We start from the raw sequence: 18,321 nt of genomic DNA, 5'->3' as shown, positions 1-18,321 counted from the left end.
CCGAACACACGCCGTGACTACGCTGTCTCTGGTACCACTCACGATGTTCCCGCGGCGACCACCCCGCGCCGGATGTCCGACACGGCCTGTGCCGCCGTCGCGCCGAGGTCGGAGTCGCCGCCGACCACGTCCTTGATCTGGTCGAGCAGGTCGATCACCTGACGGCACCACCGCACGAAATCACCGGCCGTGAGCTCCTGGCCAGCCGATTCGGCCGCCGTGAGGACGCGCTCCAGCGATTCGCCCCGCGCCCAGCGGAATACCGGCCACGCGAATCCGGCGTCCGGCTGGCGGGTGCGGTCGAGCTTGTGCCGCCGTTCGTCTTCGTTCAGGTCCGCCCACAGCTGCGCGGTCTGCGCCAGCGCGTCGGTCACCGCGCCCTGCGGCACCCTCGCCTCGAACGGCGAATCCCGGCGCGCCTCGAACACCAGGGCCGAGACGACCGCGGCGAGCTCAGCCGGGGTCAGCCCTTCCCACACGCCGTTGCGCAGACATTCCGCCGCGAGCAGGTCCGACTCGCCGTAGAGCCGGGCCAGCCTGCGGCCGTGCGGCGTGACCTCGTGTTCGCCGCCGCCCGCCAGGTAGTCGCGCTCGGTGAGCAGCTTGCGGATCCGGTCGAAGTTGCGGGCGAGCGAGTGCGTCGTCGCCGCGACCTTCTGTTCCAGCTGCTGGGTTTCCGACACCAGCCGGTGGTAGCGCTCGGCCCAGCGCGCGTGGGCCTCCCTGTCCTGGCAGCCGTGGCACGGGTGCGCCCGCAGCGCCCTGCGCAACGCGGCCAGGTCCGCGTCGTCGTCCGGGCCCGAGCGCCGCTTGCCGCGGGTGGGCGCGCTGATCCCGGTGCTGCGCAACGTGGACGCGAGGTCACGCCGGGAGCGCGGCGAACGGATGTCCACCTGTTTGGGCAGCCGGACGCGCCCCAGCGACTCGACCGGGTGCGGGAAGTCGGCCACCGACAGCCGCCCGGCCCACCGGTCCTCGGTGATCACCAGCGGACGCGGCTCGCCCATCGGGTCGAGACCGGGGTCGATCACGATCGCCAGGCCGGATCGGCGGCCACTCGGCACAGCGATCACGTCGCCCTTGCGCAGCCGTTCGAGCGACGCTGCCGCCTCAGCCCGGCGCGCGGACGAGTTCTGCCGCGCGAGCGACTTCTCCCGGTCGGTGAGTTTGCGCCGCATCTCGGCGTACTCGGCGAAGTCGCCGAGGTGGCACGTCATCGACTCGGCGTACCCGGCGAGCGCCTCCCGGTTGCGCTCGATCCGGCGTGACACGCCGACCACCGAGCGGTCCGCCTGGAACTGTGCGAACGACTGCTCCAGCAGGCCGCGTGCGGCCTCGGCACCGAGCCGGGCGACCAGGTTGACCGCCATGTTGTACCCGGGCTTGAACGACGATTTGAGGGGGTATGTCCGGGTCGAGGCGAGCCCGCCGACCTGCTTGGGGTCCACGCCCGGCTGCCAGAGCACGACCGCGTGCCCCTCGATGTCGATCCCGCGGCGCCCGGCGCGGCCCGTGAGCTGCGTGTACTCCCCCGCCGTGAGGTCGACGTGTGCCTCGCCGTTGTACTTCACGAGCCGTTCGAGCACGACCGTGCGCGCGGGCATGTTGATCCCCAGCGCCAACGTCTCGGTCGCGAACACGACCTTGACCAGGCCGCGGACGAACAACTCCTCGACGGTCTCCTTGAACGCGGGCAGCAGGCCGGCGTGGTGGCTGGCGAAGCCGCGCTCCAGCGCGTCGCGCCACTCCCAGTAGCCCAGCACCCCGAGGTCGCCTTCGGGCAGGTCACGGGTCCTGGCGTTGACGATCCGGCGGATCTCGACGACCTCGGCGTCGTTGTTGAGCCGCACCCCGGAACGGGCGCACTGCATCACCGCGGCGTCGCAGCCGGCCCGGCTGAACACGAACACGATCGCGGGCAGCAGCCCGGCCCCGTCCAGCCGCTGGATGGTGTCGATCCGCGATGGCGGCTTGAACCTCGAGCGGTTGATCGGCGGGCGCCGTTTGCCGCGGCCGGCCGACTGCCACGCGTGCATGCGCGTGGTGTCTTCGATGCGGCGCAGCAGATGCGGGTTGATCCTGGCCTCACCGAGCGGGTCCTCGCCGATGAACAGGTCCATCATCCGCGGCCCGACCAGCATGTGCTGCCACAGCGGGACCGGCCGGTGCTCGTCGACCACGATGGTGGTGTCGCCGCGGACCTCGACCAGCCACTCGCCGAACTCCTCGGCGTTGCTGACCGTCGCGGAGAGGCTGACCAGCCGGACCTGCTCGGGCAGGTGCAGGATGACTTCCTCCCACACCGCGCCGCGGAACCGGTCGGCCAGGTAGTGCACCTCGTCCATGACCACGTACTGCAGGCCCTTGAGCGCGTTGGAGCCCGCGTAGAGCATGTTGCGCAGGACCTCGGTGGTCATCACGACGATCGGCGCGTCGCCGTTGATCGACGAGTCACCGGTCAGCAGGCCGACCTTGCCCGCGCCGTAGCGGGCGGTCAGGTCCGCGAACTTCTGGTTCGACAGCGCCTTGATGGGCGTCGTGTAGAAGCACTTGCGGCCCTCGGCCAGCGCGAGGTGCACGGCGAACTCGCCGACGACGGTCTTCCCGGCGCCGGTCGGGGCACAGACGAGCACACCGTGCCCGGCTTCGAGCGCCTCGCACGCCTGGATCTGGAAGGGATCGAGCTCGAAAGAGAGCACGGAGGTGAATTCGGCCAGCTCGGGGCTTTCGGAACGGCGCTTGGCCGCCTGGAAAGCCTCAGCCGGCGTACGCGAAGGGCGTGCGGCCACACCACTACAGTAACGAATACCTACGACAGTCGGCGCGTCTATCGGCCGCTACGTCTGACCTGGGATGATGCTCAGGGCGCCGGGCACGCAGCTGACGTCGAGCGGCAACTGGCGGACACGCTCGCCGTCGGCGTATCCGATCCACCCGCCGTCGGTGCGCAGGCTGACCGACCTGGCCCGCAGCGTGGTCACCGCGGGGTGGTCGACGTGCGAGCCGGTCCGCAGGCTCGGCAGGATCCGCACCAGGTCACGGCGGTGCGCCTGGCCGACCACGGTCACGTCGAACCAGCCGTCGGCCGGGTCGGCGTCCGGGCAGACCGGGATCCCGCCACCGTAGAAGGGCGTGTTGCCGACCGCGACGGAGTTCGCGGGCAGCTCGAGCGTGTCCGACTCGGTCTCCACCACGAGCCACGAGGACCGCAGCGCCGCCAGTTCGGCGACGATCGCGACGTCGTAGCGGCGCGGGCCGCGTGGCCAGCGCATCCGGTTCACCCGTTCGTTCACAGCCGAGTCGAAACCGGCGCACAGCACGGTCGCGAACCACCCGCCACCGTCGACTTTGCCCAGGTCGAAGCGCTGCCTGCGGCCGTCGGCGAGGGACGCGGCGACCTGCGCGGCGGCCACGGCGGGGTCCTTGGGCAAGCCGAGGGCGCGAGCCAGGTCGTTGCCGGTCCCCGCGGGCACGATGCCGAGCGCGGTTTCCGTCCCGGCGCACGCCTGGACACCGGCGTGGGCGGCGCCGTCGCCACCCACGATCACGACAGATTCCCGGCCGTCGGCCACGAGCCGCCGCAGGATCTCGACGGTTTCGTCAGGCGAGCCCGGCATGTACTGGTCGAGGTGATCCACCGCGGCACGCAGCGTCGCCGCGACTGTGCCGGAGACACGAGCAGCCGCACCCAGTCCCGATGCCGGGATCACGACGAGAGCGACCCGCATTACGTCACGTCGTCGTAGCCAGGCTTGTCATCCCTTGGCGGAGACGTCGGCGTCGGGCTCGGCTGGTTGTCCTGGTCCTTGTGCGTCTGCAGGTTCAGCGGCGACACGTCGTCGTCGCTGAGGTTGGAGTAGTCCTCCTCGGCACCGGCCAGACGCCGGGCCTTGCGTTTGTCATGGATCCGGGCGACCTGCACGGACAGCTCGAACAAGACGCACATCGCGACGGACAGGGCGAGCATCGAGAACGGATCCGTTCCCGGTGTCGCGATCGCGGCGAAGACGAACAGGCCGAAGAAGAAGCCGCGGCGCCAGCGCTTGAGCTTCTCGTACGACAGCACACCGGTCTGGTTGAGCATGATGATCACCAGCGGGAGCTCGAAGCTCACCCCGAAGATCAGCAGCATCACCAGGATGAACGAGAAGTAGTCATTGGCCCGCAGCGCCGTGGCGAACTGGTCACCACCGAAGCTGACCAGCACGTCCAGGCCCTGCGGCACGACGTAGTAGGCCAGGAAGGCACCGGCGACGAACAGCAGCGAGGCGAACAGCACGAAGGTGCGCGCGAACTTGCGCTCCTTGTCGTACAGACCCGGAGCGACGAACGCCCAGATCTGGTACAGCCAGAACGGACTGGTGAGCACGGCACCGGCGCCCAGGCCGACCTTCAACCGGACGAGGAAGGCCTCGAACGGAGTGCTCTGGATCAGCTTGCACTCGTCCTTGGGCAGTCTCAGGTCCGCGGGCAGCTCACAGTAAGGCGCGATCATGATGTTGCCGAGCGACCCGCCCTTCCAGATCTCCCAGCTCCACCAGATGTAGCCGAAGATGGCTCCGATGGCCAGGAACATCAGGGCAAGGGTCAGCCGGTGCCTGAGGTCGTACAGGTGATCTCTCAGGCTCATCGTGCCGTCGGGATTGTGTTTGCGGCTGCGGGAACGCCGCGACTCCCGGCGGTGCGGATCACGCGCCACCGTGCGAACCGTCTCTCTCGGTTGTCAGGCGTTCTTGGGTGCCTGGGTGGGAGCGGTCTGGTTGCTCTTCAGCTGCGACTGCAGGTCGTCGATCTGCTTCTGCATCTTCTCGACGTCCGACTGCGCGGCAGGCGTGGCCTGCGGCAGCTGCACCGGTACGGCGGGAGCCGGGGTCGGCGTCACGGCCGGAGCGGGCGTGGCGGTGGTCGCCGCGGTGTCCGCCTGGGCGGTGCCGTCGGCCTGGTCGTCCTGCTTCATGCCCTTGGTCTCGGCCTTGATGATGCGCATCGAGCGACCCAGCGAACGGGCCATGTCCGGCATCTTCTTGGCTCCGAAGAGCAGGATGATCACCACCGCGATGATGATCAACTCGGTCGGTCCGAGGTTACCCACGGGACTCCTCCTGACGCGTCGCACAACTCATTTGCATGTTACCTGTCATCACGCTTCCGTGGACTTATCGATCTCCGCGCGCCGAAAGCGGTCACGGACAGCGATACGCAATGCCGCCTTCCGGGCCTTCAGCATGCCCGTCGCGGCGCCCACCTCGGCGTTCACGTGACCACGCGTCACCGCGAACTTGCGTGCGGCCTTGCCGGTCTTCAGCAACACCAGGACGAGGACCACCAGGCCGACGGCCAGAAGCACTACGGCCGGTATGTATTGCACATCCGGCAGCCTAACCGCATCAGGTTGACGCGAGGTTGCCGGCCAGTTCAAGCGCCTGACGGGCACGTGTCCGCAGTTGGTCCGCGAGATCGGGCGGCGACTCCACGTGCACCTCGCCGCCCTGGCCGAGCAGGAGCCGGACCATCCATGACCGATCGGCGTAACGCATCCGGACCCGGATCCGGCCGCCTTCGAGCTCCTCGGCGTCCTCCACCGGGTAGTACTCGGCCAGCCACCGCGCGTCCGGCTCCAGCACGAGCGTGGCCACGAGCTGGTCGGGCTGCGGCGTGAACAGGCCGCTCGACACGTCGGTGGGCTCGGCGTACGGCGGCGGCGCGGCCGGTTCACCGAGCTGCGTCACCTCGTCGATGCGGTCGAGCCGGAACAGGCGCACGGCGTCGGCCCGGCGGCACCAGGCTTCGAGGTAGGAACGGCCTTCGACGATGAGCAGCCGCATCGGGTCGACGGTCCGTTCGGTGATCTCGTCCTTGGACGCGGTGTAGTACGTGATCCGCAGTGCCTTCTGCGCGGTCAGCGCGCCCTGCACGATCCGGCGCACCTCGGCGGTGTCCTCGCCCTCGCGCACACCGAGGCCCACCACGACGCCGGCTGGTTGGGCCAGACCGGCCGCGGCCTCGATCTTCGCGACCGCGCGCCGCACAGCCTCGCCGTCGACGACGCCCGGCGTCTCCCCCAGCGCGCGCAACGCGACGAGCAACGCCGTTGCCTCCGCTCCGGTCAGCCGCAGCGGACGGCTCATGCCCGCGTCGAACGCGACCGTGATCGTCTCGCCCTCGAAGGACAGGTCGATCAGGTCACCGGGCCCGTACCCGGGCAGACCGCACATCCACAGCAGTTCGAGGTCCTTGCGCAGCTGCTTCTCGGTCACGCCGAAGTCCTCGGCCGCCTCGTCGACCCGGATTCCGGGCCTGGCCAGCAGGTACGGCACCAGCGCGAGGAGCCTGGGCAGGCGGTCGGTCATCGCGCCGCCTCCAGCAGCCGTTCGTACACCGATTTGCGCAGCACTTCCGGCTCGATGACGAGCACGTCTGGGCCGAACCCGGCCAGCCACGAGGCGGCGGACTCGGGGAACCGCAGCTCCAGTTCGACCTCGTCACCGGCGACCCCGCCGATCTGGCGCGTGCCGAGCACCTTGGCCCGGCGGCGGACACCGGCGGCCTTGCCCCGCGCGACCCACACCTTGGCCGTGGCCGCGGGCGCGGGTTCGCTGCCGGTCGTGGCGACGAAGTCGAGCAGGTTGATGTTCTCGGGCCTGGGCACGGAATCAGCCGGGCCGACGACCTTGACGTCGCCGACGATCCGGGACAGCCGGAAGCACCGCGGCGCGCCCCGATCGCGGTCGTGGCCGACGACGTACCAACGCCCGCGCCACGACACCACGCCCCACGGCTCGATCGTGCGGGACCTGAGCTCGGCGGGAGTCGGGCGGCGGTAGGAGAACGTGACGGCTTTGCCTGCCTGGACCGCGCCGAGCAGCGGGCTGAACGACGGTTCGGCCGTGCGGACCTTCGGTTCGACGATGGCGGGCGACGTCTGGTCCACGTCCACCCCGGCGGCACGGAGCTTGATGATCGCCCTGTGCGCGGCGCCCGTCAGCTCCGGCGAGTCCCAGAGGCGGGCGGCGAGGGCGACGGCCGCGGCCTCGTCCGGTTCGAGATCGATGTCGCCGAGTTCGTAGTCGCGGCGCGCGATGCGGTAGCCGTCCACGGCGTCGAACCCGTCGAAGCCGTTGTTGCGCCCGGTTTCCAGCGGAATGCCCAGTTCGCGCAGCTCGGTCTTGTCCCGCTCGAACATGCGGGAGAAGGCCTCGGTGGTGGGCGCGTCGGCGTACCCGGGCACGATCGAGCGGATCCGCTCAGCGGACAGGAACTGCCGGGTGGACAACAAGCAGAGCACCAGGTTCACCAGGCGTTCCGCACGGGCGATGGACACCGCATGACCTTAACGCCACCCGGACAACGCCTGACACCCAACGCGCCAACGAGTACGAGCCGATGGACCATCGGTACGGGAGTGCACTGCTCGGCGCGGTCTCGTGACACGTTCGGGTGGCATCAAGCGCGAAACGAGCCGGGCTGATCCACGCTACTGCGCGTGTGGATCTGTCTCGTGGTTGTGCTGTGCCTCGCCGCCTACGTCACCAGCCGGTGGGGCGTGCGGTCTTACGCTGCGGGCGAGGCCGAGTACGCACAACCGGTGGCTTCCACGTGTGTGGCCGCGCGGTCTTGCTCCATGCCCAGCGGGCCTCGGCGGCCTGCCGGGCGGCGGCAACGTGTCCGTTATGCCGCTCCGCGGCGCTGACTCCTGCTCAGCGGGTCTGCCTCCCGGCGAGGGCCCAGTCCTGACCACCCCCGGACGAAAGGCAGACCACCGAAGGCCGGACTCAGAGCGAGGCGATCAGCCTTTCGACGCGCTCGTCCACCGCGCGGAACGGGTCCTTGCACAGCACGGTCCGCTGAGCCTGGTCGTTGAGCTTCAGGTGCACCCAGTCCACAGTGAAGTCGCGGCCCGCTTCCTGCGCCGCGGCGATGAAGTCACCGCGCAGCTTCGCGCGGGTGGTCTGCGGCGGGGTGTCCTTGGCCGCCTCGATCTCGCCGTCGTCGGTCACCCGCTGGACGAGGTCCTTGCGCTGCAGCAGGTCGAAGATCCCGCGGCCACGCCTGATGTCGTGGTACGCGAGGTCGAGCTGCGCCACGCGGGCGCTGGAGAGCTCCAGGTTGTGCTTGGCCTGGTAGCGCTCGACCAGCCGGTGCTTGATCGCCCAGTCGATCTCGCGGTCGATGCGGGAGAGGTCCTCGTTCTCCACCGCGTCCAGCGTGCGGCCCCACAGCTCCATCACCCGGTTCGTCACCGGGTTCTCGTCCTTGCGGGCGACGTGCTCGACGGCCTTGTTGTAGTACTCGCGCTGGATGTCCAGCGCCGAGGCCTCGCGCCCGCCTGCCAGCCGCACCAGCCGCCTGCCGGTCAGGTCGTGGCTGATCTCGCGGATCGCGCGGATCGGGTTGTCCAGGCTGAAGTCCCGGAACTGCACGCCTTCCTCGATCATCTCCAGCACGAGGTTGGCGCTGCCCACCTTCAGCAGGGTGGTCGACTCGGACATGTTCGAGTCGCCGACGATCACGTGCAGCCTGCGGTAGCGCTCGGCGTCCGCGTGCGGCTCGTCGCGGGTGTTGATGATCGGCCGGGACCTGGTCGTCGCGCTGGAGACGCCCTCCCAGATGTGTTCCGCCCGCTGGGACAGGCAGTAGACCGCGCCCCTCGGGGTCTGCAGGACCTTGCCCGCCCCGCAGATCAGCTGGCGGGTCACCAGGAACGGCAACAGCACGTCCGCTATCCGCGAGAACTCCCCGGCCCTGGTGACCAGGTAGTTCTCGTGGCAGCCGTAGGAGTTGCCCGCCGAGTCCGTGTTGTTCTTGAACAGGAAGATGTCGCCGCCGATGCCCTCGTCGGCCAGTCGCCGCTCGGCGTCGACGAGCAGGTCCTCCAGGATTCGCTCGCCCGCCTTGTCGTGCGTGACCAGCTGCACCAGGTCGTCACACTCCGCTGTGGCGTACTCCGGGTGCGATCCGACGTCCAGGTAGAGGCGCGAGCCGTTGCGCAGGAAGACGTTCGATGAACGCCCCCACGACACGACCCGCCGGAACAGGTACCTGGCCACCTCGTCGGGGCTCAGCCTGCGCTGGCCGTGAAAGGTGCAGGTCACACCGAACTCGGTTTCGATGCCGAAGATCCGCCGCTGCATCCCTTCAGCCTAGGCGGTCTCGGCGCCGACTACCGTGCGCCGTTCGGGGCGTCATAGGTCAACTACCCGAAATGAGACATCCGATCAGCGCCCGGCCCGCTCTGTCGCTACCGTTCAAAGGGTGTTCCGACGGGTACGAAGATCATTGCGCGACGCTAGTCAGGTCGACAAACACCTAGTCCGCCGTAGTGCGGAGCTGCCCGAGACCACGGTCGACCGGGCGATGAAGAGCCTCACCAAGTCGGCCAACCACGGTGTTCTGTGGTTCAGCGTGGCCGGCGTGCTGGCGCTGCGGAAGGGCAAGACACGCCGGGCGGCGCTACGGGGTGTGGTCGCGATCGGCTTCGCGAGCGCCAGTGCGAACCTCGTCGGCAAACGGCTGTTCCCCCGGCGCAGACCCGCCGCTGAGTTGTTGCCCACATACCGCAGGCTCACCAAACGGCCGACGTCCTCGTCCTTCCCCTCCGGGCATTCGGCGTCGGCGGTGGCGTTCACGACCGCGCTGGCGATGGAGAGCCCGGTACTGGGCGCCGCCGTGCTGCCGCTCGCCGCGGCGGTCGCGTACTCGCGCGTCCACACCGGGGTGCACTGGCCGACGGACGTGGCCGCGGGCGCGGCGATCGGCGTCGCCGCGGGCATGGCGACCCGCCGGTGGTGGCCGATGGGCGCGGACGAACCCGCCAGCGCGTACCCGCATTCGGCGTTACCGGCGATCGAGAACGGCGAAGGCGTTCTCGCGCTCGTGAACCCCGGTTCGGGTGTCGACGGGCAGGACCCGACCGAGCAGATCCACGCGCACTGGCCGAAGGCGACCGTGATCTACCCGGACGGCGACCTGATCGAGCAGCTGCACAAGGCGATCGACGAGGCCGAGGTCCCGCCGAAGGCCCTCGCGGTCGCGGGCGGCGACGGCACGGTCGCGGCGGTCTCCGCGGTCGCGGCCGAACGGCACCTGCCGCTCGTCCTCGTGCCCGCGGGAACCCTCAACCACTTCGCCAGGGACGTCGGCATCGACGGCATCCAGAGCGTCGCCGACGCGCTGTCGGCCGGGGATGGCGTGCGCGTCGACCTCAGCCACGTCGACGTCGACGACCACGAGCCGCGCTGGTTCCTCAACACGGCCAGCCTCGGCGGCTACCCCGACATGGTGCGGCTTCGCGAGAAACTGACCCGGCGCTGGGGCAAGTGGCCCGCCGGGGCGCTCGCGCTCGTCCGCGTGCTGTCGAAGTCGATGCCGCTGCGGCTGACCATCAACGGCAACCCGCAGCTGGTCTGGATGGTGTTCGTCGGCAACGGCTCCTACCGGCCGAAGGGGTTCGCCCCGACCACGCGCCCCGAGCTGGACAAGGGCCTGATGGACGTCCGGTACATCCGCGCCGACGTGCCGTTCTCCCGCCTGCGGTTCGTGCTGGGCGCCGTGCTCGGCGCGTTGCACCGCAGCCGGACCTACTGCCACCGGGAGGTCCAGGACCTGGACGTGATCGTGCACGGCAAACCGATCCGGATCGCCACCGACGGCGAGGTCGGCCCGCTGGGCACCAGGTTCCGCTTCAGTGCCCAGCCGGCCGCGTTGAGCGTCTACCGCTAGTGGTCGTGACCGCTAGGGATTGGCCTGATCCGGGTTGATCCAGGTCACCTCGATCGGCTGCCTGCCGGATTTGCCGGACAGCACCGCGTTCGGGGGCGGGAGCACCTTCGGGTCGCTCTCGTCCTCGTTCGCGCCCAGCAGCACGGCCGGGGTGTCGAGCCTTTCGAGCTGCTCGATGACCGGGTCGAACAACCGCGGCTGCCCGGGCACCCGGCGCCGGGCCAGGATCAGGTGCAGGCCGACGTCCCGGCCGTACGGCAGCAGGTCGCGCAACGGGCTCAGCGGGGTCTCGCCGTTGCGGGCGAGCAGGTCGTAGTCGTCGACGATCAGGTAGAGCTCCGGGCCAGTCCACCACGAGCGGTTCCTGAGCTGCTCGGGAGTGACATCGCCGCCGGGCAGCCGTTTGCGCAGCGACGTGACGACGTCCGGCATGTTCTGATCCAGCTGCATCGGCGAGATCGCGTAGGCCAGCAGGTGCGAACCGTCGATGAAGCCGAGCATCGAGCGGCGGTAGTCGACGAGCATGAACAGCGCTTCTTTGTCGGTGCTGTGCTGCGTGACGGCACGCACGATGGAGCGCAGCACGTTCGTCTTGCCCGATTCGCTGTCGCCGTACACAAGCAGGTGTGGATCGGCGTCGAAGTCGACGAACACAGGCTGCTTGCTTGTGGCGTGCGCACCGATCGGATACCGCCTGCTGACGCCCACGTACCGCTCGGCACGCACCAACGGCGGCGTCTGACCGTGCCAGTGCTGACGGATCTTGTCCAACGCGTCCCGCAGGCCCGCGTCCACGTCCTCGGCCTGCATCGAGCCGTCGATACGTGGCAGGCCGGCGCGGAAGTGCAGGCTGTCCCTGGTCAGACCGGCACCCGGCCGGTCGGTGGGCACGTCCGCCGCGTTCTGGGCGTGCGTGTCGGTCTCGGCCGGATCGGCGAGGCGCAGCTCGAACCTCGTGCCGATCAGGTCCTTCGTCGCCGGTGGGATGTCGGCCCACCGCTGCGCCGACACGATCACGTGCACGCCGTACGCGAGGCCGTTGGCGAACAGGGTGAGGACCTGGGCCTCGAGCTCGGGGAACTGCTGGCCGAACGCCTTCCAGCCGTCCACGACCAGGAACACGTCACCCAACTGGTCGTTGCTGACGCGCTTGTCCCGTTTGCGCTCACGGAACACGGCCATCGAGTCGATGGCTTGTTCGCGGAACCGCCGCTCCCGGTCAGCGACCAGCGACGTGAGTTCGCGGACGACTCGCTGAGCGAGTTCCTTGTCGGCGGCCGAGACCACGGCGCCGACGTGCGGCAGGTCACCGAGGGGCGCGAGCGTGCCGCCGCCGAGGTCGACGCAGTGGAACTGCGCTTCCAGCGGGGTGTGCGTCAACGCCATCGACAGCACCAGGGTGCGCAGCAGCGCCGACTTGCCCGCCCCGGGCGCCCCGACCACCGCGCCGTGGCCCGCGGGACCGGCGAAGTCCGTCCACAGCTGGTCGCGGCGCTGCTCGTACGGTTTGTCGATGAGGCCGACGGGCGTCTGCAGCCCGCCGATCCACGGCGAGTTGGTCGGCGCCAAGCCGCGTTCCGGGACCGAGTCCAGCGGAGCCAGCAGCATGTCCAGCGGATACGAGGAGTCCATCGGCGGCAACCACACCGCGTACGCACTCGGTGCCTGGCCGGCCATCGCGGACACCAGGACGTCGAGCACGGAAGCGGCCTGCGGCGAGGTGTCCACGGGTACGGAGACCGGCACCGTGTTGAAACGGACCAAAGCCTTGTCGGTCTTCAGGTAGGCAGCACCGGGTTCCTCCGGCAGTTCGGCCGCGTCCGGGACGCCGATCACGGCGGTGGACTGCTCCGCTGTGGCCGTCCGCAAGCCGATCCGGTACGTCAGCCGTGCGTCCAGCGCCTTCACGACGTCCTGGTCGAACTCCTCCCCGGCCAGCAGCAGGTGGATCCCCAGCGATCCGCCCACCCGGCCGAGCGTGATCAGCAGATCCCGGAAGGCGGGCCGGGCCGCGAGCAGAGCGGCGAACTCGTCGATCACGATCAGCAGCGCGGGCAACGGATCCAGGTCGGCACCGTTCTCCCTGGCCCGCTCGTAGTCCCAGAAGGTGCGGAAGCTGCCCGCGTTCCGCAGCAGCTGCTGGCGCCTGTCGGCCTCACCGGCCAGGGCGTCCTGCAACCTGCGGATCTGCCATTGGTCGTCACCGAGACCGGTCACCGTCGCCGACACCTGCGGCATGGTCTCCATGCCCTGGAAGGTGCCGCCTGAACCGCAGTCGACGAAGACGAAGTTGACCGCGTCCGTCGCGTGGGTCGCGGCCATCGCCAGCACGACCGTGCGCAGCAACTCCGACTTGCCGGACCCCGCGGCGCCGACGACGAGGCCGTGCGGGCCCATGCCGTCCATCGGTCCCATCTTCAGGTCGAGCTCGACCTTCCGCCCGTCGCCGTCGATACCGACCGGCGCCCGGAACCGCTCGTTCTCCGGGCGTCGCCGCCACGCCTGCCTGGGGTCGAACTCCGTCGCGGACGACAACCCGAGCACCGTGGCCAGGTCGGGTTTGCCCGTGCCCTCGGTGTAGTCGATGAGGACCGGTACCGGGGCACCGCCGCGTGCCTTCGCTATCGGGGTGTTGACGTCGAACTGGCCCGCGCGGGCGCTCCACCCGCCCGTCAGTTCCCGCCCGAGGTACTCCGCCACGTCGTTGACCGAGATCTGGCCGTCGCCGTCCGTGTCGGCCGCGCCGGTTTCGAGACCGCGCACCAGCGTCGCGGTGAGCTGGTTCGTCGCCGAGAACGTGTACGCGCTGTCGCCGAAGTAGTCGTCGATGTTCATCGGGAAGTGGATGGCGCAGTCCAGCAGGAGCACCTTCACCCCGGCCTGGGACTGGAACAGCAGGTGCCAGAGCACCAGGGACGGCACGGCCGTCGAGTACGGCAACGTCACGTCGGTGCTGACGGTGGCGAAGAACAGGTGGCTGTAGTGGTTCATGAAGCCACGGCCGGTCATGTGGACCAACACCGTGTCCTCGGGGGTACACCCGCGCAGCAGGCGCTCGGCTTCGCGTTCGATGCCCGACTTGGACTCGTTCGCCACGAGGACGACCTCGTCGAACCCGCCCACCTCCGGGTCGAGCAGCAGGTCCCGCAGCCGCCTGCCGTCGCCGGAGAGCACACGCGGCTCCCGCAGAGTCGGATCGATGTGTTCGCTCGTTGCGACCAGCAACGCGATACGGCGTCCTGTCACGCCTTCCACTCCCCCTGAGAACAACCTGACAATGACAAGAAACCGGGCCCGGGGAGCGTTGTCCCCCGGGCCCGAGTGTGCTGCTCGCTTACTTGTCGGTCGCCGGTGGGGCTTCCTCGGCGGCGGCCGGTGGTTCGTCGGTGGGCAGCAACGCGGTCAGCGCCTCACCCGCGATCCGGCGGAAGGCGCGGCGCGGGCGGGCCCGGTCCAGCCGGGCCCGGTCGAGCACAGCGACTTCGAGGTTCTCGGACGTGAGCAGCCCACCACCGTTGCCGTTGCTGTTGGCGTTGCCCGGCGTGTTCGACTTGCTCAGCGCACGCACCGCCACGTCGACAGCGGCGGACAGCTCCAGGCCCTCGCTGTAGGTGTCCTTCAGCGCCGTGACGATCGGGTCGACGTTGCCGCCCATCACCATGTAGCGGGACTCGTCGACGATCGAGCCGTCGTAGGTGAGCCGGAACATCTGGTCCTGCTCGGCCGACGCGCCGACCTCGGCGACGCACAGCTCCACCTCGTACGGCTTGAGCTGCTCGGTGAAGATCTGCCCGAGGGACTGCGCGTAGACGTTCGCGAGCTGGCGGGCGGACACATCCCTGCGGTCGTAGGCGAAACCCCACAGCTCGGCGTGCCTGATCCCGCCGCGGCGCAGGCCCTCGAACTCGCTGTAGCGGCCCGCGGCGGCGAACCCGATGCGGTCGTAGAGCTCGGAAACCTTGCGCAGGGTGCTCTTCGCCGGGATCTCCGCGACGAACAGCACGCCACCGGCGTACTTCAGCACGACGACACTGCGGCCCCGCGCGATGCCCTTGCGGGCGATCTCGGACTTCTCCCGCATCAACTGCTCGGGCGAGGCGAACAGCGGCATACTCACAGCAGTGGCTCCTGGATCTCGTGCGGACGGGTCTCAGCCACGCGGCCGTTGACTGCGGTCGGCGACGACCGCCTCGGCCACCGCACTCGTTTGTTCCTCGGGCAGCCGGACCGCGCCGTCCGCCCCGGTGATCGTGATGATGGACGGGAAGATCCGCCGGTGGATGTCCGGACCGCCCGTGGCCGTGTCGTCCTCGGCCGCGTCGTACAACGCCTCGACCGCCCACCGGATCGCCGCGTCCTGCCCGCCGTCCGGGTCGTAGAGCTTCTTCAGCGCCGAGCGCGCGAACAGCGAGCCGGAGCCGACCGCGTGGAATCCCGCCCGCTCCTCGTAGCGCCCGCCGACCACGTCGTAGGACACGATCCTGCCGCGTGGCGAATCCGCGTCGACGTCGTAGCCGACGAACAGCGGCACCACAGCGAGGCCGTTCATCGCCATGGTGAGGTTCTCGCGCACGGTCGTGGCGAGCTTGTTCGCCTTACCGTCCAGCGAGAGCGGTACGCCCTCGATCTTCTCGTAGTACGCCAGCTCGACGGTGTACAGGCGGACCATCTCCACCGCGAGACCCGCTGTGCCCGCGATCCCGACGGCGGAATACTCGTCGGTGACGTAGACCTTCTCCATGTCACGCTGGGCGATCAGGTTGCCCGACGTGGCACGCCGGTCACCTGCCAGCAGCACGCCGCCCTGGTACGTGACCGCCACGATGGTCGTGCCGTGCGGCACGTCGCTCAACGCGGCCTGGTTGTTCAGCTCCGCCGCGCGGGCGCCCGGAAGCAGATCGGGCGCCTGCGAGCGCAGGAAGTCGCTGAATGACAATGACGCGGCCGAGAGATAGGCAGCCGGTAGCCCGGTGCCCGCCCCCTGGCGGGAGAAGGTGTGGTCCATGCCCTGCTTTCGTCGCTCTGCTGGTTCCTGCTTACGGCGGGAAAAGGTTACTCGCCGCCCTTTTGCACGTAGGCGCGGACGAAGTCCTCCGCGTTTTCCTCAAGCACGTCGTCGATCTCGTCGAGGATGGTGTCCACGTCCTCGCCGAGCTTCTCCCTGCGCTCCTGACCGGCAGGCGCACCGTCGACGGCATCGTCGTCGTTGTCGCCGCCACCCTGGCGCTGGACCTTTTCCTGGGACATCGGGCCTCCCGGTTTTCGACTGGCCTACATGAACACTACCCAGGGGGACCGACATGTGTCCCACAGGTTGACCCGTGTTTCTCCACGAGTGAACCGGAACCACCCTCAGCCGCGGGGTGCGCCGGTCAGCGCGTCGACGAGCTCCTCGGCCGTCGAAGCGGCCTCCAACAGGGCTCCGACGTGCGCTTTCGTCCCGCGCAGCGGCTCGAGGGTGGGGATCCGGACCAGTGACTCGCGGCCGAGATCGAAAATCACCGAGTCCCACGACGCGGCGGCGATCGAGTTCGGGTACTTCTCCAGGCAGCGGCCGCGGAAGAAGGCACGCGTGTCGCTCGGCGGCTCGGTGATCGCCACCTGCACCTCCTCCTCGGTCACCAGCCGCTTCATCGAGCCGCGGGCGACCAGGCGGTTGTAGAGGCCCTTGTCCAGCCGCACGTCGGAGTACTGCAGGTCGATCAGCGACAGCCGGGGCGAGGACCACTGCAGGTTGTCGCGGGCCATGAAGCCCTCCATCAGCCGCAGCTTGGCTGGCCAGTCCAGCCGGTCGGCGCACTCGAGCGGGTCGCGGCGCAGCGCGTCGATGATCTCCGCCCAGGTCCGCAGCACGTGCCGGGACACGGCGTCCTGGTCGGTCTTCTCGACGTGCTCGGCGGCCAGCTCCATGTACGCCGACTGGATGTCCAGCCCGGTGAACTTGCGCCCGTTGGACAGCTCGACCGTGGTCCTGAGTGTCGGGTCGTGGCTGAGGTGGTGCACCGCGCGCACCGGGTCGGCGAGCTTGAGGTGGTCGAACCGGACCCCGGACTCGATCATGTCGATGACCAGCGCCGCCGTGCCGACCTTGAGGTACGTGGAGTACTCGGCCAGGTTCGCGTCGCCGATGATCACGTGCAGCCGCCGGTACTTGTCCGCGTCGGCGTGCGGCTCGTCGCGGGTGTTGATGATGCCGCGCTTGAGCGTGGTCTCCAGGCCGACCTCGACCTCGATGTAGTCCGAGCGCTGCGAGAGCTGGAACCCGGCTTCCTCGCCCGCGACGCCGATGCCGACGCGGCCGGAGCCGCAGATCACCTGGCGGGACGCGAAGAACGGCGTCAGCCCGGAGATCACCGACGTGAACGGCGTGCTCCGGCTCATCAGGTAGTTCTCGTGCGTGCCGTAGCTCGCGCCCTTGCCGTCGACGTTGTTCTTGTACAGCTGCAGGCGGGGCTGGCCGGGGACGGTGGCGGCCTTGAGCGCCGCCTCCTCCATCACGCGCTCCCCCGCCTTGTCCCAGATCACCGCGTCACGCGCGTTGGTGACCTCGGGGGCCGAGTACTCGGGGTGGGCGTGGTCGACGTACAGCCGGGCGCCGTTGGTGAGGATGACGTTCGCCGCGCCGAGGTCCTCCACGTCCGGATCGGACGGCGCCATGCTCGGCGCGCCGAGGTCGAAGCCGCGCGCGTCGCGCAGCGGTGATTCCACCTCGTAGTCCCATCGGGCCCGGCGAGCCCTCGGGATGTCCGCGGCCGCCGCGTAGGCGAGCACGACCTGGGTCGATGTCAGTACGGGATTGGCTGTCGCGTCGCCGGGAACGGCAATGCCGTACTCGACCTCGGTACCCATGATCCGCCGCATGGGACAAGCCTAGGAGTTCCGGCCAAGGGCCGTTGCAGCGAGTGGTGCGATTCGGGTCACCGCGGCCTTCGCCTTCGCCTCCGTCGAGGCCGTCACGACCACGACCGACAGCACGGTCCCGTCGGCTTCGAGCACCGTGCACGCGGACTGCCGCGAACTGGTGGCACACCAGCTGACCTGCCCGTTGGCGGTGGCCGGCGTGCCGACGCGGACCTCGGATCCAGCCGCGGAGTAGGTGCCGCACGTGAGCTTCGCGCGGGCCGCCGCGACCACGTCCCCCGCTTTTTCCCCGTATTCGGCCAAGTACTGCCGGATCGTCGATCCGGTCGGGTAGGCCCAAGCGATCTGGTACGCGGCCTTGGCGGCGCCGAGCGGCGCCTGGCAGTCCGGCAGCGCCGGCTGGACGGTCCGCGCGGGGCTGCCTGCGGGTTGGACGCCCTCCTCGGCGAGGTCCTTGGCGGTCATCGCGTGCCCGTCGAGTTCGACGGCCTTGCGCCGCGTCGTCGGGGCAGCGGCAGGCGACGGGTCCTGAGCCGGCGCGGGCGGGGGTGTGGTGTTGCTCGTGGTGGGTTCCGGGTCCTGGTAGTACCGGTTGTCCACGAGGTCGTTCGGCCGGTCCGAGCAGCCCGCCAGCAGCAGCGCCGCACCGACGCCGACGAGCACGTGCACACGACGCAAGGTGTGTCGTCCCTCTTGGTTGTGATCTTGGTCAGGTCTCCCCGCGCCAGACCTTAGCGGGCC

The 18,321-nt window shown here is 69.5% G+C and carries 15 protein-coding genes; 1 reads left to right on the top strand and 14 read right to left on the bottom strand.

The window, feature by feature from the left end:
* Positions 1-38 precede the first annotated feature (38 nt).
* The 8 genes from AOZ06_RS20470 to pafA all read right to left on the bottom strand — a co-directional run bounded on the left by AOZ06_RS20470 (position 39) and on the right by pafA (position 9,131).
* Positions 39-2,789: a DEAD/DEAH box helicase gene (locus AOZ06_RS20470; RefSeq protein WP_054290877.1), complete on the bottom strand. Its 2,751-nt coding sequence runs from the start codon at positions 2,787-2,789 to the stop codon at positions 39-41.
* 48 nt (positions 2,790-2,837) lie between these two features.
* Positions 2,838-3,728, bottom strand: coding sequence for a diacylglycerol/lipid kinase family protein (locus AOZ06_RS20465; RefSeq protein ID WP_054290876.1), 891 nt, complete (start codon positions 3,726-3,728; stop codon positions 2,838-2,840).
* The gene (tatC, locus tag AOZ06_RS20460) at positions 3,728-4,630 is read right to left on the bottom strand and encodes a twin-arginine translocase subunit TatC (protein WP_083472683.1); all 903 of its coding nucleotides are present in this window, start codon (positions 4,628-4,630) and stop codon (positions 3,728-3,730) included. The genes AOZ06_RS20465 and tatC overlap by 1 nt, the downstream gene beginning before the upstream one ends.
* Positions 4,631-4,723: 93 nt before the next feature.
* Positions 4,724-5,092 carry a Sec-independent protein translocase subunit TatA gene (gene tatA, locus AOZ06_RS20455; RefSeq protein ID WP_054290874.1) on the bottom strand — a complete coding sequence of 123 codons (369 nt, stop codon included), beginning with the start codon at positions 5,090-5,092 and terminating at the stop codon, positions 4,724-4,726.
* 48 nt (positions 5,093-5,140) lie between these two features.
* Positions 5,141-5,368: a bacteriophage holin gene (locus AOZ06_RS20450; RefSeq protein WP_063810073.1), complete on the bottom strand. Its 228-nt coding sequence runs from the start codon at positions 5,366-5,368 to the stop codon at positions 5,141-5,143.
* Positions 5,369-5,387: 19 nt separating this feature from the next.
* Positions 5,388-6,350, bottom strand: coding sequence for a helix-turn-helix transcriptional regulator (locus tag AOZ06_RS20445; protein ID WP_054290872.1), 963 nt, complete (start codon positions 6,348-6,350; stop codon positions 5,388-5,390).
* The gene (locus AOZ06_RS20440) at positions 6,347-7,321 is read right to left on the bottom strand and encodes a helix-turn-helix transcriptional regulator (protein WP_054290871.1); all 975 of its coding nucleotides are present in this window, start codon (positions 7,319-7,321) and stop codon (positions 6,347-6,349) included. Before AOZ06_RS20440 ends, AOZ06_RS20445 begins: the two co-directional genes overlap by 4 nt.
* A 451-nt stretch (positions 7,322-7,772) precedes the next feature.
* Positions 7,773-9,131: a Pup--protein ligase gene (gene pafA / locus AOZ06_RS20435; protein ID WP_054290870.1), complete on the bottom strand. Its 1,359-nt coding sequence runs from the start codon at positions 9,129-9,131 to the stop codon at positions 7,773-7,775.
* Positions 9,132-9,252: 121 nt separating this feature from the next.
* Between pafA and AOZ06_RS20430 the strand changes: the two genes are divergently transcribed.
* Positions 9,253-10,719 carry a bifunctional phosphatase PAP2/diacylglycerol kinase family protein gene (locus tag AOZ06_RS20430; RefSeq protein ID WP_054290869.1) on the top strand — a complete coding sequence of 489 codons (1,467 nt, stop codon included), beginning with the start codon at positions 9,253-9,255 and terminating at the stop codon, positions 10,717-10,719.
* A 12-nt stretch (positions 10,720-10,731) separates the two neighbouring features.
* Here AOZ06_RS20430 and eccCb read toward each other — a convergent pair whose 3' ends face one another.
* The 6 genes from eccCb to AOZ06_RS20400 all read right to left on the bottom strand — a co-directional run bounded on the left by eccCb (position 10,732) and on the right by AOZ06_RS20400 (position 18,258).
* Positions 10,732-13,965 (bottom strand): type VII secretion protein EccCb, encoded by a 3,234-nt coding sequence (gene eccCb, locus AOZ06_RS20425; RefSeq protein WP_157233132.1) that lies wholly within the window; start codon positions 13,963-13,965, stop codon positions 10,732-10,734.
* Between the two features lie 88 nt (positions 13,966-14,053).
* The gene (gene prcA, locus AOZ06_RS20420) at positions 14,054-14,836 is read right to left on the bottom strand and encodes a proteasome subunit alpha (RefSeq protein ID WP_054290867.1); all 783 of its coding nucleotides are present in this window, start codon (positions 14,834-14,836) and stop codon (positions 14,054-14,056) included.
* Positions 14,837-14,869: 33 nt separating this feature from the next.
* Entirely contained in the window at positions 14,870-15,724 is an 855-nt protein-coding gene (gene prcB / locus AOZ06_RS20415; protein WP_054290866.1) for a proteasome subunit beta, read from the bottom strand.
* 47 nt (positions 15,725-15,771) lie between these two features.
* Complete coding sequence (locus AOZ06_RS20410; protein ID WP_033393337.1) at positions 15,772-15,966, bottom strand: ubiquitin-like protein Pup; 195 nt, start codon at positions 15,964-15,966, stop codon at positions 15,772-15,774.
* A gap of 105 nt (positions 15,967-16,071) precedes the next feature.
* Complete coding sequence (gene dop, locus AOZ06_RS20405; protein WP_054290865.1) at positions 16,072-17,580, bottom strand: depupylase/deamidase Dop; 1,509 nt, start codon at positions 17,578-17,580, stop codon at positions 16,072-16,074.
* Between the two features lie 9 nt (positions 17,581-17,589).
* A complete protein-coding gene (locus tag AOZ06_RS20400) occupies positions 17,590-18,258 on the bottom strand; it encodes a hypothetical protein (protein WP_157233131.1) in 669 nt (222 codons plus the stop codon).
* Positions 18,259-18,321: the final 63 nt, after the last annotated feature.

The organism is Kibdelosporangium phytohabitans, assembly GCF_001302585.1.
Classification (GTDB): Bacteria; Actinomycetota; Actinomycetes; order Mycobacteriales; family Pseudonocardiaceae; genus Kibdelosporangium; species Kibdelosporangium phytohabitans.
Note: the sequence above shows the minus strand (reverse complement) of the source record. Positions and strands in the feature narration are given on the sequence as shown.

What these genes read in the sequence shown, in the direction of transcription:
- AOZ06_RS20410 (WP_033393337.1), bottom strand. Translation starts at nt 15,966, where the DNA reads ATGTCCCAGGAAAAGGTCCAGCGCCAGGGTGGCGGCGACAACGACGAC.
- dop (WP_054290865.1), bottom strand. Translation starts at nt 17,580, where the DNA reads ATGCGGCGGATCATGGGTACCGAGGTCGAGTACGGCATTGCCGTTCCC.
- pafA (WP_054290870.1), bottom strand. Translation starts at nt 9,131, where the DNA reads ATGCAGCGGCGGATCTTCGGCATCGAAACCGAGTTCGGTGTGACCTGC.
- prcB (WP_054290866.1), bottom strand. Translation starts at nt 15,724, where the DNA reads ATGGACCACACCTTCTCCCGCCAGGGGGCGGGCACCGGGCTACCGGCT.
- tatC (WP_083472683.1), bottom strand. Translation starts at nt 4,630, where the DNA reads ATGAGCCTGAGAGATCACCTGTACGACCTCAGGCACCGGCTGACCCTT.
- AOZ06_RS20445 (WP_054290872.1), bottom strand. Translation starts at nt 6,350, where the DNA reads ATGACCGACCGCCTGCCCAGGCTCCTCGCGCTGGTGCCGTACCTGCTG.
- AOZ06_RS20465 (WP_054290876.1), bottom strand. Translation starts at nt 3,728, where the DNA reads ATGCGGGTCGCTCTCGTCGTGATCCCGGCATCGGGACTGGGTGCGGCT.